Genomic DNA, 15,913 nt, shown 5'->3' on the forward strand with positions numbered 1-15,913 from the left:
GCGGTGAAGGGAGCTTTCGCTGCGTGTAATGCGGGGAAGGTCCCCTTCAGCCCTCCTTGAGCAGCGCCGTCGGCAGGTCCGTGATCTTCCCGACCACCGTCGTCTGCTCCAGCACCGCCGGATCCGGCGGGAAGTGCGGGTTCGGCACCGCGTACACCGTCATCCCCGCGGCCAGCGCCGCACGCAGCCCGTTCGTCGTGTCCTCCACGGCCGCGCAGTTCTTCGGCTCCGCGCCCAGTAGCTCGGCCGCCTTCAGATACACATCGGGCGCCGGCTTCCCCGCGCCGACCTGCTCCGACGAAACCGCCGTCGGCACCGGCAGCCGCGTGATGTCGAGGAACGCCTTGATCAGCAGCGGCGGCGACGAGCTCGCGATCGCCACCGGCCAATGCTTCGCGACCTCGCGCACGACGTCCGGCGCGCCGGGGATGATCGGCGGCTTCTCCGCGTACCGCCGCGCCATCCGGTCGATCACCACCTGCGCGACGTCGCCGGGCCGGAGCTGGACGCCGAGGTCGTGTGCCAGGTAAGCCGCCCATTCCGGGGTGCTCATCCCCTGCATCGCCCTGGTCGATTCCTCCCGCCAGGTGCCGTGGAACTCGTGGACGACCGCCCGGCGGACCTCGTCCCACATCTTTTCCGAATCCACCAGGACACCGTCGAGATCGAAGATCACCGCTTCCACACCCTCAACCCTAGGCGCTGGAAACTTGTGCGGCAGATTACTTAGCCATGCTCAGTAATTTTAGTTAGCATGGCTAAGTGACCGCGAAAGTCGCCGACCTCGCCCATCGGCTCCGCCCGCTGGTGTTCCGGCTGTACTACCTCGTCCGCCGGGAGACGCCGCAGGTGCAGCTCACCCTGACGCAGGGTTCGGTGCTGTCGGAGCTGCTCAACGGCGGTCCGCGCCGGATGAGCACGCTCGCCGGCCTGGAACGGGTCCGGATGCCGACGATGACCGACGTCGTCCGCCGTCTCGAACGGCTGGGGCTGGTCAGCCGCCGTCCCGATCCCGCCGACGGCCGGGCGGTGCTCGTCGAGGTCACCGAGGTGGGGCAGCGCTTCCATCGGCGGCTGATCGTCGCCAGGGAGGAATTCCTCCGCGAACGGCTCCTCGAACTCGACGAGACCGACCGCACCGCGATCGAAGCCGCGCTCCCCGCCCTCACCAGGTTGCTGCACGAAAACAAGAAGGAGGAACTGATCCGCGATGAGCGCTGAGCACCACTCGAGCCTGTTGGACGCCGTCAAGGGACAGCCCAAACAGGTATGGATCACCGCGTTCGCCGCGGTCATCGCGTTCATGGGCATCGGGCTCGTCGACCCGATCCTGCTGTCGATCGCGGAGGGCCTGAAAGCGACGCCCTCCGAGGTGACCTTGCTGTTCTCCAGCTACCTCGGCGTCCAGGCGGTCGCGATGCTGGTGACCGGCGCGATGAGTGCCCGGTTCGGGGCCAAGCGGACCGTGGTCGTCGGGCTGACGCTGGTCGTCGTCGCCACCGCGCTGTGCGCCGCGTCCGGGTCGATCGAGCAGCTCATCGGGCTGCGCGCGGTCTGGGGTCTCGGCAACGCGTTCTTCATCGCGACCGCGCTATCGGTCATCGTCGGCGCCGCGACCGGCGGCCAGGCGGGCGCGATCCTGCTGTACGAGGCCGCGCTCGGCGTCGGTCTCGCGGTCGGTCCGCTGCTGGGCGCCCTGCTCGGCAGCATCTCGTGGCGTGGCCCGTTCCTCGGCACATCGCTGCTGATGCTGTGCGGTCTCGTGCTGTGCTCGATCTTCCTGACCACCGACGCGAAGGAGAAGCGGCCCAAGATCCGCCTGCTCGACCCGTTCCGCGCGCTCAAGCACGGCGGGCTGCTGCGTACGTCGATCGGTTCCGCGCTCTACACCGCCGCGTTCTTCGTGGTGCTGGCGTGGTCGCCGTTCGTGCTGGAGTGGAGCGCCGTCGCCGTCGGCCTGATCTTCTGCGGCTGGGGTCTCTCGGTCGCCGTCGCGGGTGTGGTGCTGGCGCCGAAGCTCGCCGCGAAGCTCGGTGAGCGGCACGCGACCGTGGTCGCCGTCTTCGGTTACGCCGTGTTGCTGCTGGTCATGGCGATCCCGAGCAAGCCGGTGCTGGTCGTCGGCATCATCCTGTCCGGTCTGGTGTCGGGCCTGCTCAACACGCTCTTCACCGGCACGGCGATGTCGATCAGCGGCGCCCCGCGTCCGGTCGCGAGCGCCGGATACAACTTCTGCCGCTGGCTCGGCGGCGCGGTCGCCGCGACCGTCGTCGGTCACCTGGCCGAGTGGTTCGGCGCCAAGCAAGCGCCGTTCGTGATCGCCGCGATCCTGTGCGTGCTGGCCGGTGCCCTGCTGACGATCCGCGAGAAGTCCGCCGATCCGCACACGATTCCGGCCGAAGCCGTCCTCGTGGGCGAAGAGATGTAAAGCGGAACAAAGGGTGAACACCGGACCAACGAGGGGTTTCCTCTCGTCGGTCCGGTGCCTTAGCGTCGACCTCCCGAACTGCCTGACCGGAGGTCCGCGTGAAGTTCCTTCCGTTGCTGGCCGGCCACTCACCAAGCCGGGCGTCAGTGACCTGTACCTACCGCTGTGGCGACGCGTGCTTCCACGACGCGCCGAACACCTCGGACAATCCCACCTTCGCCGACGTGCTCGGCGCGGTGAGCCGCCGCGGCGCGTTGAAGGCGACCGCCGTCGTCGCACTGGCCGCCGGTACGCCGCTCGCGCTGGCCGCGCCCGCCTCCGCCGCGCCCGCGGGCCGTCCGAAACCGCCACCCGGCACGGACTACGAACGGGTCCAGCCGAACACGCTCGACGCCGTCGTGGTGCCCGAGGGCTATGAGCAGGGCATCGTGATCCGCTGGGGTGACGCGGTGCTGCCCGGCGCGCCGGAGTTCGACTTCGACCATCAGACCGCCGAGGCGCAGGCGAAGCAGTTCGGCTACAACTGCGACTTCGCCGCGCTGCTGCCGCTCGACCACTGGGGCCTCTCCGCGCTCCTGGTCACGAATCACGAGTACACCTCGGAAGAGTTCATGTTCCGCGGTTACGACCGGGACAACCCGACCGAGGAACAGGTCAAGATCGCGTGGGCGGCCCACGGGCTGACCGTCGTCCAGGTGTCGCGCGGACGCGACACCGGGCACCTGCGGCCGAAGATGTCCCGCTACAACCGGCGGATCACCCTGCACACGCCGTTCAAGGTGACGGGTCCCGCGGCGGGAAGCGACCTGCTCAAGACGGCCGCCGATCCCACCGGCACGGTGGTGCTGGGCACGATGAACAACTGCGCGGGCGGTGTCACGCCGTGGGGCACGATCCTGTCCGGCGAGGAGAACATCAACCAGTACTTCGGCAACGCGGACACGGTGGCCGACCCCGTGAAGCGCAAGCGCTACGCGCGCTACGGCATCAAGGGCACCGCGACCACCCGCAAGTGGGAACGGTTCGACGCGCGCTGGGACATCGCCAGGGAACCGAACGAGGCACACCGCTTCGGCTGGGTGATCGAGCTGGACCCGAACGATCCGGACAGCACCCCGGTCAAGCACACGCATCTGGGCCGGTTCAAGCACGAGACGGCGAACATCCGCGTCGCCAAGGACGGCCGCGTGGTCGCCTACTCCGGCGACGACGAACGCTTCGAGTACATCTACAAGTTCATCTCGAAGGGCCGCATGAAGCCGGGCGACAGCGCGCATGCCCGGCGGCACAACATGACCCTGCTCGACGACGGCACGCTCTACGTCGGCCGGTTCACCGGCGACAGCCCGGCCGCCGAGATCGACGGCACCGGGAAACTGCCCGGTGACGGCGAATTCGACGGCGGCGGCGAGTGGATCCCGCTCGCGTCCGGCAACAAGTCCTTTGTGGACGGAATGACCGCCGAGGAGGTGTACGTCTTCACCCGCGAGGCGGCCGACAAGGTGGGCGCCACCAAGATGGACCGCCCGGAGGACATCCAGGCGCATCCGCACACCGGCCGGATCTACTGCGCGCTCAGCAACAACGTCGAGCGCGGCAACCCCGGCAAGGAAGGCGCCACCGAGCCCAACCCGCGGCTGAACAACAAACACGGTCAGGTGCTGGAACTCGAAGAGCGTCGCGGCGACGCGCTCGCGCTGACCTTCAGCTGGCGGCTGTTCCTCGTCTGCGGTGACCCGGCCTCGCCGGACACCTACTTCGCCGGCTTCCCCAAGGACCAGGTCTCGCCGATCTCCAGCCCGGACAACGTGGCCTTCGACCGGCACGGCAACCTGTGGATCTCCACGGACTCGGCGGGCGCCCTCGGCATCAACGACGGCCTCTACTCGGTTCCGCTGGAGGGCCGCAACCGCGGCGAGCTCAAGCTGTTCCTCACCGTGCCTCGCGGCGCGGAGACCTGCGGCCCGATCGTCGAGCGGAAGATCGTCACGGTCTGTGTCCAGCATCCGGGTGAAGTGGACGGCGCGAACGCCGACAAACCGGCCTCCCATTGGCCGGACGGCGGCGAAACCCAGCCCCGTCCCTCGGTCGTGGCGGTGTGGAAACCCGGCAGGCATGGCCTGGCCGACATCGGTTCTTAGTCGATAAGCAACGATCTAGCAGTACTTTTGGTCGATGGCGCGCTGCCGGGTCCGGCAGCGCGTCATCGCTCGTTCGCGCGCTGTTCATCTTCTGGCCAGAGCTGGATCGTTTTGGTCGCTTAACGTCACGGCGTTCCCCCGACTGGACTACGTGTACCCACCGCGACCATGGAGGCCCTGTGTCCTTCGAGCCTCAGCGGCTGCTGCCGTTGATCACCTCCCACCCCGGTGGCCGCTCCGCGGTCACCTGCGAGTACCGCTGCGGCAACGCGTGCGCCCACCCCGAGCCGAACACGTCGGACAACGAGTACTTCGGCGACGTCGTCAAGAACATGCTGTCCCGCCGTGGCGCGCTGAAGGCGAGCGCCGTGATGGCCGCGGCCGCCGGTGGTTTCGCCGCGCTGTCCGGCACGGCCGCCGCCGAGACCCCGGCTGACGTTTCCGCCGCGGGCCACGGCAAACCGGGCCGCCCCGGACGTCCGGTGCCGGGCACCGACTTCGAAGCGGTGCCGCCGAACACGCTGGACGCGGTCACCATCCCCGAGGGTTACGAGCAGCGCGTCGTCATCCGCTGGGGCGACGCCGTCGAGTGGGGCGCGCCGAAGTTCGACTTCCACAAGCAGACCGCGGCCGCGCAGGCGAAGCAGTTCGGCTACAACTGCGACTTCGTCGGCCTGATCCCGCAGGACCCGCTGGGCATCCGCAACCTCATGGTGGTGAACCACGAGTACACCACCGAGGTCCACATGTTCCCGGTCGACCAGTACGACCCGAAGAACCCGACCGAGGAGCAGGTCAAGATCGCGTGGGCCGCGCACGGCCTTTCGGTCGTCCAGGCCTTCCGCGACCCGATCGGCGGCGCCCTGCGTGTGACGCCGAGCCCGTTCAACCGCCGCATCACGCTGAACACCCCGTTCGAGGTGCGCGGCCCGGCCGCCGGTTCGAAGTACCTCAAGACCTCCGCGGACCCGACCGGCCGCAAGGTCTTCGGCACGCAGAACAACTGCGCCGGCGGCGTGACCCCTTGGGGCACCGTGCTTTCCGGCGAGGAGAACGTCAACCAGTACTTCGCCAACGCGGCCAAGGTCACCGACCCGGTCGCGGCGGCCCGCCTGAAGCGGTACGGCTTCTCCGGAACCGAAAGCACCCGCAAGTGGGAGCGGTTCGACAAGCGCTGGGATCTCGCGCAGGAGCCCAACGAGGCCAACCGGTTCGGCTGGGTCGTCGAAATCGACCCGAACGACCCGAACTCGACGCCGATCAAGCACACCGCGCTCGGCCGGTTCAAGCACGAGGCCGCGAACGTCAAGATCACCAAGGACGGCCGCGTCGCCGTCTACTCGGGTGACGACGAGCGCTTCGAGTACATCTACAAGTTCGTCTCCAAGGGCAAGTACAAGCCGGGCAAGAGCGCGCACGCGCGCCGCCACAACTCGGCGCTGCTCGACGACGGCACGCTGTACGTCGGCCGCTTCACCGGTGACAGCCCGGCCGCCGAGATCGACGGCACCGGGAAGCTCCCGGCGGACGGCGAATTCGACGGTGTCGGCGAGTGGATCCCGCTTGCCGCCGGTGACAAGTCCTTTGTGGACGGTTTCACCGCCGAAGAGGTCTACGTCTTCACCCGCGAGGCGGCGGACAAGGTCCAGCCGACCAAGATGGACCGGCCCGAGGACATCGAGCCGAACCCGGTCAACGGCCGGATCTACGCGGCGCTGACCAACAACAGCCAGCGTGGCCCCGCCGGCAAGGCGAACGTCGACGAGGCGAACCCGCGGCCGAACAACCGCAACGGCCACATCCTGGAGTGGGAAGAGAACGGCGGCGACGCCGCGTCGACGAAGTTCTCTTGGCGGCTCCTGCTCGTCTGCGGTGACCCGAAGACGGCGGACACCTACTTCGGCGGCTTCCCGAAGGACCAGGTCAGCCCGATCTCCTGCCCGGACAACGTCGCGTTCGACCGGCACGGCAACCTGTGGATCTCCACCGACGGCAACGCGCTCGGCTCGAACGACGGCCTTTTCTCGGTTCCGGTCACCGGGCCTCAGCGCGGTCAGGTCAAGCAGTTCCTCACCGTGCCGAACGGTGGTGAGGCCTGTGGCCCCGTCGTGACCGATCACCTGGTGCTCGTCGCGGTCCAGCACCCCGGTGAGGACGCGCCGAACTCCGGCAGCCCGGTGTCGCACTGGCCGGACGGCGGCACGTCGCAGCCGCGGCCGTCGATCGTTTCGGTGTGGAAGAAGGGCCGCTGGGGCCAGGTCGGCCGCATCGGCGTCAAGTAGTGGCCTCCGGCGCCCCGATCACTCTCGGCGAGACTTGTTCTGCCTGATCGGGGCGCCGGACGACACCCTTCGGTGATTACGGAACCCCGCCGCGCTCATTAGCTTCAGCCCTGTGAAAAGGGCACTGGTGTTCATGGCGGCAGGCGCACTCGTGGCGGGCATCCCTCCCGCGGCCGCACAGGCCGAGACCGTCCCGTCCGGCTGCACCGGTGGCGCCGCGCCGAACCCGAGCGTCGAGCAGGGCAGCCCGCCCTCCGGTTACACGTTCAACCCGGCCGCCCCGGTGCCACCCGGAACGCCGAGGAGCAAGCAACCCCGGCTGTCGACGGCCAGTGGCTATCAGCCGGACGGCGGCAAATACGCCCTGATCTCGACCCCGGACAAGATGGTCAGCACCGCCTACGCGGCGATGAAGTTCGTGCCCGGCGCCGTCTACACGTTGACCGACTGGACAGGCACGAATCTCCGGCGCGCGGACGCCGTCCAGGAGACGGGGCTGCGGTTCTACGACGGGTCCGGCAAGGTCGTCCTGGAGAACAAGCTCAAGGTCGCGCACGCCGTCGAGGCCGACGGCAAACTGGCCCGGCAGGATTTCCCGCCGTCGATCGCCCCGCCCTCGGCCGGTTCGGTGAGGTTCTTCGCCGCCACCGATCGCAACTGGGTCATGTGGGACTGCGTCCACCTGCGGGTCGACTCGTTCTCGGCGAAGGCGGAGGTGCGGGATGCGGCGAGCGGCGCCTGGGGCGCCACGGCCACCCTCGAGGCGGGCACCACCGCGAACTACCGCTTCACGGTCACCAACGACGGCACCACGACGCTGACCGCCGTCAAGGTCGAAGACCCGTACTGCGACGTGAACCCCGCCCCGATCGCGACCCTCGAAGCCGGCAAGTCCGCGACCGTCACCTGCGACCACAAGAACGTCACCGAAGCGGACAACGGCCACGTCAGCACCGTGACCGTCGTCAGCGGAACCCTGCCGAAGAAGACCGCGACCACGACCATCAAGGTCACCCCGCCGCCCGCGATCGACGAGATCGGCGAGTTCGTCTGGAACGACGTCGACCGGAACGGCCTGCAGGACTCCGGGGAGCCGGGCGTTCAGGGCGTGAAGGTGACTTTGAAGGACGCGTCGGGCACAGCGCTCGGGACCCTCGCCACCGGCGCCGACGGCAAATACCGCTTCACCAAGCTGAAGGACGGCATCTACCAGGTCTGCTTCGACATCGCCGGGCTTCCCTTCGCGTACACGGCGAAGGACGCGGGCGACGACGCGAAGGATTCGGACGCCGACCCGGCGACCGGCTGCACCGCGACCACCACCGTCGGCCCTCGCAAACGGCAGGACCTGACGCTCGCCGCGGGTCTCGTTGCGCCGACGAGCAGGCTGGGCGACTTCGTGTGGCTGGACAAGGACAAGGACGGCCTCCAGAGCCGCGACGAGCTCGGCGTCCCGGACGTGACGGTGACGTTGAAGGACGCTTCCGGCAAGGAGGTGGGCTCGACCGTGACGGGGGCGGACGGGCGGTACGCCTTCGAACGGGTGCTTCCGGGTTCGTACCAGGTGTGTTTCGACGTCGGCTCGCGGCAGCTGACCAGGTCCGGTGCCGCGCATCACGACGGCACCGACTCGGCGGCGGACCCCGCGACCGGCTGCACGCCGGTTGCCTCGCCGGGAGCTCCGGAGGATCTGACCAGGGACGCCGGGTTGATCGAGCCGTGAATTGTCGGTGGGTGCCGCTAACGTCGCCCACCGTGACTTCTCACCTCGACGCCACCCGCGACTCCTACGACACCGTCGCCGAGGACTACGCGGCGCGGATCGGACCGCTCTTCGACCAGGAGCCGATCAGCCGCGCGATGCTCGTCGCGTTCGCCGAACAGGTGCGCGGCCCGGTCGCCGACGTCGGCTGCGGTCCCGGCCACGTCACCGCTCACCTGGCGTCGCTCGGCTTGGACGTCATCGGTGTCGACTTGTCGCCGAAGATGGTCGAGATCGCCCGACGCCAGTATCCTGACCTGCGGTTTTCGGTCGGCTCGATGACCGCTCTGGATTTCCCGGACGGCGAGCTGGGCGGTCTCGTCGCCTGGTGGTCGATCTTCCACCTGCCGCCGGGGGAACTCCCGGCGGTGTTCGCGGAGTTCCGCCGCGCGCTCGCGCCGGGCGGGCGCCTGCTGCTCGGATTCCACGTCGGTGACGAGCGCTTGAGCCCGGAGACGGCGTACGGCCACCCGGTCACCTACGACGCCTACCTGCTGGATCCCGGCCGGGTCGCCGATCTCCTGGGCCAGGCGGGCTTCGAGGTCACCGCGCGGCTGGCGATGGAAGGGAGGAAGTGGCCACAGTCCTGCCTGTCCGGCCGTGCGGTTTGACTCGCGGGCCGCGGACCTGATCTCCTGCGCACGCAACCGAGGCGGGCGGGGCCATGACGCAGACGAACACGACCACGGGTGAGAACACGCCCGACTGGCCTTCGCGCACCTGGTACCTGAGGCCGTCGACCTGGACTTGGTTCGGGTTCGGCCTGGTGCTGATGGTCTACGCCGACCTGGCCTGGCGCCGCCGCTGGATGAGCGACGACGGCCTGATCGTGCTGCGGACGGTCCGGCAGATCCTCGCGGGCAACGGGCCGGTGTTCAACGTCGGCGAGCGGGTCGAGACCAACACCAGTCCTTTGTGGACGGCGGTCCTGAGTGTCCTCGGGCTGATCCCGTCGGTTTCGCTGGAGTGGATCGCGGTGATCACCGGGCTGGTCTTCTCGGTCGCCGGGTTGTTCTTCGGCCTGGACGGCGCGCGGCGGCTCTACCAGCCGCTGGCGTTCCACGGGCTCGCGCCCGCCGGGGCACTGGTGGTCTGCGCGCTGCCGCCGTTCCGCGATTTCGCGACGTCCGGACTCGAAACCGGGCTGATCACCTTGTGGCTGGGCGGTACCTGGTGGCTGCTCGTCCGCCGAACGTCCACAATGGACGGTCTGCGCACCTGGCCGGTCGCGCTGGTCGCCGGGCTGGGTCCGTTGGTGCGGCCCGACCTCGCGCTCTTCAGTGCCGTCGCCCTGGTGGCGTTGCTCGTCCTCGCGCGGCCGGGACGTCGCCGCGCGGTGGGCCTGATGGCCGTGGCGGCCGCGCTCCCGTTGGCGTATCAGGTGTTCCGGATGGGCTACTACGGTCTGCTGACGCCGAACACCGCGCTGGTCAAGGAGGCGTCGGAAGCGAACTGGGCGCGCGGATGGGCGTACCTGACTGACCTCGTCCAGCCGTACTGGCTGTGGCTCCCGCTGTTGCTGCTCGCCGCCGCGGTCGTCACGGTTTCGTCCACAATGGACAAGACCTTCGTGGTGCTCACCGCGGTTCCGGTGGTGGGAGCGGTGTTGCTCGCGGGGTACGTGATCCGGGTCGGCGGGGATTTCATGCACGGGCGCATGCTGCTCCCGGCGCTGTTCTGCCTGCTCCTGCCGGTGCTGGCGCTGCCGGTCACGAGGGTGACCGTGTCGCTTCTGGTCGCCGTCGGGATCTGGGCGTTCGTGGCCGCCGCGGCGCTCCGTCCGGAGTACTCGGCTTCTCCGCGCGCTGTGGGCGTCACGGACGAGCGAGCGTTCTGGTCCCGGTCGACTGGGCACGAACATCCGATCCTGGCGGAGGACTACGCCGGCCACCCGCTGATGCCGTCGGCACTGGCCGCCGTCCGCGGCGTCGAAGGCCCGGCGGTGCTGATCCAGGACTACACGACCAGGCGCTGGTACGCGTACCCGTCGGACCGGCCGTACGTGACCGTCGCGGCGGACAGCATGGGCGCGCTCGGCCTGCTGATCCCGCTCGACATGCGGCTGCGCGACGGTTACGGCCTCGCCAACCCGTTCGCCGCGCATTCGACGTCGCTCCCCGGCGGCCGTCCCGGCCACCAGAAATGGCTGCCGCCGGTGTGGGAGCTGGCGAATTCGGCGCGCCTCCCGATCGCCGAAGGCGGCCCGGTCCGCTCCGCGGACGTCGCCGCCGCCCGAGCGGCGCTCGACTGCCCGGCCCTCGTCGCGATCGACGCGTCGGTCCGGGAACCCCTGACGTTCGGCCGCTTCGCGGACAACCTCACCGGATCCTTCACCCGTGGCTCCGTGCGTTTCCCGAGGGTGGTGACGCCTCCGGTCGTGTGCGCCCCCTGATCACGCGAGTTACGCCCCCAATCACGTGAGTTACGCCTTCAATCACGCGAGATACCCCTCCGATCACGCGAGATACGCCTTCGAGCACGTGAGACCGCCGTACTAGCGTGGCGGTCATGGCTGATCTACCCCTCGCCCTCGTCACCGGGGCCACCCGCGGTATCGGCGCCGCGGCCGCCCGCGCGCTCGCCCCGACCCACCGGTTGCTGCTCGGCGGCCGCGACGCCGGCGCGCTCGGCGAACTGGCGGGCACATTCCCCGAGGCGAAGCCGTGGCCGATCGACCTGACCGACACGGAGGCACTGGAGACGGCGACCGCCGAAATCGGCGAGCTGGACGTGCTGGTGCACTCGGCGGGCGTGGCGCGGCTCGGCACGGTCGAGACCGCGACCGACGCCGACTGGCGGGCGAACTTCGAGGTCAACGTCCTCGGCGTCGTCACGCTGACCAGGCTGTTGCTGCCCGCCCTGCGTGCTTCGAAGGGGCATGTCGTCGTGATCAACTCGGGCGCCGGGCAGAACGCGCGGCCGGGCTGGGGACCGTACGCCGCGAGCAAGTTCGCCGTCCGGGCCTTCGCCGACTCGCTGCGCGAGGAGGAGTCCGCGCTCCGGGTGACGTCGATCTACCCCGGCCGCACCGACACCGAAATGCAGCAGGCGATCGTCGCCGACGAGGGCCGCGCGTACGAGCCGGAACGCTTCCTGCGCCCCGAATCCGTCGCGGCCGCCGTCCTCGCCGCGGTCTCCGCCACCGGTGACGCGCACCCGACCGACGTGACCCTCCGGCCGCGCGGCCTGGTCTAACCCCGCTTTGCAGCGCGTGGGTTCCCAATGTCGCATTTGAGACGCTCAGCGCCTCAAATGCGACATTGGGAACCTCGATCTCGGCCGCGCTTGCCCCCAAGGTGACACCGGGGCCGCCATGCCACATCGGGTGCGCGACCCAGTTGTCCACACCCCATCACCGTTGTGGACAACTCCGCCCTGACCAGCACTTTTCCCGGGTCCTGCCCGCCCACCCCCGATAGACTGGCCTCGGGGCCGCCCCCTGGGACGGGGGGGGGCTGCGTAGGTGAGTTAAGAGCGCAGGCGCGCGGAGGTTTGGGCGACCTCGGTCTGCACTTTCGCGCGGTCCACCCGCAGGGGTTCGCCGTCGCCGACGACCTGCTCGCCCGCCACCCACACGTCGCGGACGCGGCGGGAGCCCGCGGCCCACACCAGGTTCGCGAGCAGTTGCTCGTCGGGCACGTCGATACCGGTCGCGAAGGCCGGGTCGTCGAGGTCGACGTGCACCATGTCCGCCCATCGGCCCGCTTCCAGCGCGCCGATGTCGGTCCGGCCCAGGGCGTCCGCGCCGCCGCGGGTGCCGAGCAGGAACGCGTCGGCCGCGGTCAGCACGGTCGAGTCACCGGTCGCGAGCCGCGCGAACATCGCCGAGAGCTGCACTTCCTCCCACAGGTCGATGTCGTCGTTCGACGCCGGGCCGTCGGTGCCGAGCCCGACGGCGACGCCCGCCTTCCGCAGCTCCGTCACCCGGGCGATACCCGAGGCGAGCTTCGCGTTCGACCCGGGACAGTGCGCCATCCCGACGCCGCGCGCGGCGAACAGCGCGATGTCCTCGTCCGACAGGTGGATCGCGTGCGCGGCCAGCGTCCGGCCCCGCAGCATCCCGACCTTCTCCAGCAGCGCGGGCACCGAACCGTGCGCTTCACGCTGCTTGACGTCTTCGAGCGCCGCCTCGGCCACGTGGATCTGCACCAGCGCGCCACGCTCGGCCGCCGATTCCGCGGTCGCCCGCAGCGCTTCCTCGTTCAGCATGTACGCCGAGTGCGGCCCGTAGCCGACCTCGATCCGTTCGCCGGGCCCGAACCGGAGACCGTCGGTGTCGATCCAGCGTTCGATGCTCTTCAGCATCTCGCGCCAGTCCATCCCCGGCAGTTCCATGATCGGCGGCGCCAGCACCACCCGGCCACCGGTGGCGAGCACCGCGTCAGCGAGCTGCTCGCCTTCGAAGTACATCTCCGCGCTGGTCGTGACGCCGTGCCGCAGCATCTCGATCGAACCCAGCATCATCCCGGTGCGGATGTCGGCGGGCTCCAGCTTCGCCTCGGCGGGCCAGATGATCTCGGTCAGCCACGGCAGCAGCGGCAGATCGCCGCCCATGCCGCGCAGCAGCGTCATCGGGCTGTGCGCGTGCGCGTTGACCAGACCGGGCAGGAGGATGCCGCTCAACCGGGTCACGGGAGCGGACGTTTCGGGAGCCCCGGCCAGGGGACCGACATGGGTGACGCGGCCCGTCTCGTCCACGTCGACCACGGCGTCACGCAGCAACGAACAAGCGGGGTCGGCGGGGAGAACGACAGGAGCGTGGAAACGGCGTTGCATGAAGGGAGCTTACTTTCAGTCCACGACGCCGCTCCGCCACGCCCAGGCCGCGATCTCCACCCGGTTCCGCGCGCCGACCTTGCCCTGCACCGACGCCAGATGCGTCTTCACCGTGGACAGCGACAGGAACAGCTCGGCCCCGATCTCGGTGTTCGTCAGCCCCTTCGCGGCCGCCTTGACCACGTCCAGCTCCCGCGCGGTCAGCGGCTCCGAAGGCGGGGTGACCTCGCGTTTCACCGCTCCGCCGTCGAAATGCTTCAGCAGCCGGACGGTGATCTGCGGCGACACCAGCGCGTCCCCGCGCGCGGCCGCGCGCACGGCTTCGATCAGCAGCGCGGGCCCGGCGTCCTTCAGCAGGAAGCCGCTCGCGCCGTTCCGCAGCGCGGTGTGCACGTACTCGTCGAGGTCGAACGTCGTGACCACCACGACCTTCAGCGGATCGGCGACGTCCGGGCCCGCGAGCTGCTTGGTGACCTCGAGCCCGTCGATGCCCGGCATGCGGATGTCCAGCAGGCAGACGTCCGGCCGCAGTTCGCGCGCCTTCGCGACCGCCGAGACACCGTCCGGCACGTCGGCGACCACTTCGATGTCGTCCTGCGCGTCCAGGATCATCCGGAAGCCGATCCGCACCATGTCCTGGTCGTCGGCGATCAGTACCCGGATCACTCTTCTCCTTCAAGTGGTAGCCACGCTTCGACGCGCCATCCGCCGCCCGGCGCCCGTCCGGCGGAGAGCCGGCCGTGCAGCAGGGCGACCCGTTCGCGCATGCCGATCAGACCGTAGCCGCCCGACCCGCCTGCCGGACGGCCCTGTGGCTCGCGTCCGTCGTCGGTCACCTGGAGGTGCAGTTCGTTCTCGCTCACCTCGGCGATGACCAGCGCCTCCTTCGCGCCGGACGCGTGCTTGCCGATATTCGTCAGCGACTCCTGCACCAGCCGCAACGCCGACCGCCCGACCTCGTGCGGCACGTTCGGCGGCAGTTCGAGCTTCATCGACGTCTTCACGCCGTGGTTCGACCGTTCGATCAGCGTCCGCAGGTCGGCGGCGAGATCGGTGGTGGCCTGTTCGCTGAACTCGCTGCTCCCGGCCGGGGCGTCACCGCGCATACTCCGCACGAGCCGCCGCATCGCCGCGAGCGCCTCCACCCCGGCGTCCTCGATCCGGCCCATCGCCTCCACCGCGACCTGCGGATTCTTCTCGCCCATCATCTTCGCCGCCTGCGCCTGCACGACGATCCCGGTCACGTGGTGGGCGACCACGTCGTGCAGTTCCCGCGCGAGCGCCATCCGCTCCGACGTCTGCGCGTCGCTGATCGCCGACTGGATGACCTGCGTGCGTTCCGAATCCCGGGACCGCAACGCCAGGCCGACCGCCACCGAGATGCCGAGCAGCAGCAGCGCGACGACGGCGAGACCGGCGATGTCGTCCGGGTCGGTCATCAGCCTGGGGGAAGGACGGGTGGCGTTGAGGACGGAGGCCACGGCGACCACCGCCGACAGCGCGGTGATCCGGGAGACGGCCTTGCTCAGCCCGACCGCGCGGACCAGCGTGACGACCAGGCCCATCCCCGCCACGACCTGCGTGCCCGGCACGCCGCCGGGGGTCGGGTAGTCGTAGCGAAGCCGGAGGAACGGCGTCACCAGCGCCGAGAGCAACATGACCGCGGTGAGCGCGACCATCGCGTCGGCGGGCCGCCGAGGCGCGGCGACCGCGATGATCGCCGCGACGATCGAGCAGACCAGGATCGGGAAGCCGTGCGCCCCGCTCTCGTAGGTGAAGCCGAATTCCAGGATCAGCGCGATACCCAGCATGCCGATGAGCGGCCATTGGCCCATCACCAGCTTGTTGAGCTTCTGCAGCTTCTCGTAGTTCTTCGGATGCGCTGCCCGGTCGCGTCCGGGGATCGCGAAGAGCAGGGTGCCGCCCAGCAGGAGTCCGCCGAACAGCATCGCCTGCGCCATGGTGCCGTTCGACTCGCTGCCGTAGTAGTACCGGCCGGAGACCGCGGTCAGCGTGGCCAGCACCAGGCCGGTGATCACGGCGAACGCGACACCCGGCCGCGTCCGGCGCGCGGCGTAGAACAGGACCTCGACGCCCGCCACCACCTCGGTGATGGACAGATGGGCCAGCACGCTCGAGTAGGTCGGGATGTCGAAATACCGGACGACCAGCGTGTACGCCACCAGCACGACCGAGGCCGCGACGGCGGCGACGGCGGCCCGCTTCTGCGCCCAGAGCGCGCAGAACACCATCGCGAAGATGCCTGGGAAGAGCAGGAGATCGATCCCACGTGGGCCCGTGTCGTCGAAGGCGGCGTCCGTCACGAAGACCAGGTCGAACGCGAGCGCGGCCAGCAGGACGACGGCGGGCATGCCGATACGGCGCGCGAGCGCACTCACCCGCGCGGGGAACTTGTTCTGGGCCGGACCTGCTGTCACACCGTGACGGTAGAGGATCGGCCGCCGCCCGCACCTTGGCCGACCGGCCCGAGCCGGGTCGGCCGATCGGCCGATGCGCGGGTGAT

The 15,913-nt window shown here is 69.6% G+C and carries 12 protein-coding genes; 8 read left to right on the forward strand and 4 right to left on the reverse strand.

What is annotated here, in order from left to right; genetic code table 11:
* Positions 1-46 precede the first annotated feature (46 nt).
* On the reverse strand, positions 47-685 hold the full coding sequence (locus DMH01_RS23670) for an HAD family phosphatase (protein ID WP_125679419.1): 639 nt from the start codon (positions 683-685) through the stop codon (positions 47-49).
* 77 nt (positions 686-762) lie between these two features.
* Here DMH01_RS23670 and DMH01_RS23675 point away from each other — a divergent pair, with 77 nt between their 5' ends.
* The 8 genes from DMH01_RS23675 (at position 763) to DMH01_RS23710 (ending at position 11,808) form a co-directional block, all read left to right on the forward strand.
* Positions 763-1,221: a MarR family winged helix-turn-helix transcriptional regulator gene (locus tag DMH01_RS23675; RefSeq protein WP_125679420.1), complete on the forward strand. Its 459-nt coding sequence runs from the start codon at positions 763-765 to the stop codon at positions 1,219-1,221.
* Entirely contained in the window at positions 1,211-2,428 is a 1,218-nt protein-coding gene (locus DMH01_RS23680) for an MFS transporter (RefSeq protein WP_125679421.1), read from the forward strand. The genes DMH01_RS23675 and DMH01_RS23680 overlap by 11 nt, the downstream gene beginning before the upstream one ends.
* Positions 2,429-2,526: 98 nt before the next feature.
* Positions 2,527-4,569 carry a PhoX family phosphatase gene (locus tag DMH01_RS23685; RefSeq protein ID WP_125679422.1) on the forward strand — a complete coding sequence of 681 codons (2,043 nt, stop codon included), beginning with the start codon at positions 2,527-2,529 and terminating at the stop codon, positions 4,567-4,569.
* Between the two features lie 179 nt (positions 4,570-4,748).
* Positions 4,749-6,851 carry a PhoX family phosphatase gene (locus DMH01_RS23690; RefSeq protein WP_125679423.1) on the forward strand — a complete coding sequence of 701 codons (2,103 nt, stop codon included), beginning with the start codon at positions 4,749-4,751 and terminating at the stop codon, positions 6,849-6,851.
* A 127-nt stretch (positions 6,852-6,978) separates the two neighbouring features.
* Positions 6,979-8,574, forward strand: a complete 1,596-nt coding sequence (locus tag DMH01_RS23695) for an SdrD B-like domain-containing protein (RefSeq protein WP_125679844.1) — start codon at positions 6,979-6,981, stop codon at positions 8,572-8,574.
* Positions 8,575-8,606: 32 nt separating this feature from the next.
* Entirely contained in the window at positions 8,607-9,224 is a 618-nt protein-coding gene (locus DMH01_RS23700; protein ID WP_125679424.1) for a class I SAM-dependent methyltransferase, read from the forward strand.
* Positions 9,225-9,277: 53 nt separating this feature from the next.
* Positions 9,278-11,005: a hypothetical protein gene (locus DMH01_RS23705; RefSeq protein ID WP_125679425.1), complete on the forward strand. Its 1,728-nt coding sequence runs from the start codon at positions 9,278-9,280 to the stop codon at positions 11,003-11,005.
* A gap of 116 nt (positions 11,006-11,121) precedes the next feature.
* Complete coding sequence (locus DMH01_RS23710) at positions 11,122-11,808, forward strand: SDR family oxidoreductase (RefSeq protein ID WP_125679426.1); 687 nt, start codon at positions 11,122-11,124, stop codon at positions 11,806-11,808.
* Positions 11,809-12,081: 273 nt separating this feature from the next.
* Here the strand turns inward: DMH01_RS23710 and DMH01_RS23715 are convergent, their stop codons facing one another.
* From DMH01_RS23715 to DMH01_RS23725, 3 genes are read right to left on the reverse strand one after another with little or no spacing between them, the layout of a single operon-like run.
* Complete coding sequence (locus tag DMH01_RS23715; protein ID WP_125679427.1) at positions 12,082-13,389, reverse strand: amidohydrolase family protein; 1,308 nt, start codon at positions 13,387-13,389, stop codon at positions 12,082-12,084.
* Between the two features lie 15 nt (positions 13,390-13,404).
* Positions 13,405-14,055, reverse strand: coding sequence for a response regulator transcription factor (locus tag DMH01_RS23720; RefSeq protein ID WP_125679428.1), 651 nt, complete (start codon positions 14,053-14,055; stop codon positions 13,405-13,407).
* Positions 14,052-15,827 (reverse strand): sensor histidine kinase, encoded by a 1,776-nt coding sequence (locus tag DMH01_RS23725; protein ID WP_125679429.1) that lies wholly within the window; start codon positions 15,825-15,827, stop codon positions 14,052-14,054. Before DMH01_RS23725 ends, DMH01_RS23720 begins: the two co-directional genes overlap by 4 nt.
* Positions 15,828-15,913: the final 86 nt, after the last annotated feature.

It is taken from the genome of Amycolatopsis sp. WAC 04182, assembly GCF_003947465.1.
Classification (GTDB): Bacteria; Actinomycetota; Actinomycetes; order Mycobacteriales; family Pseudonocardiaceae; genus Amycolatopsis.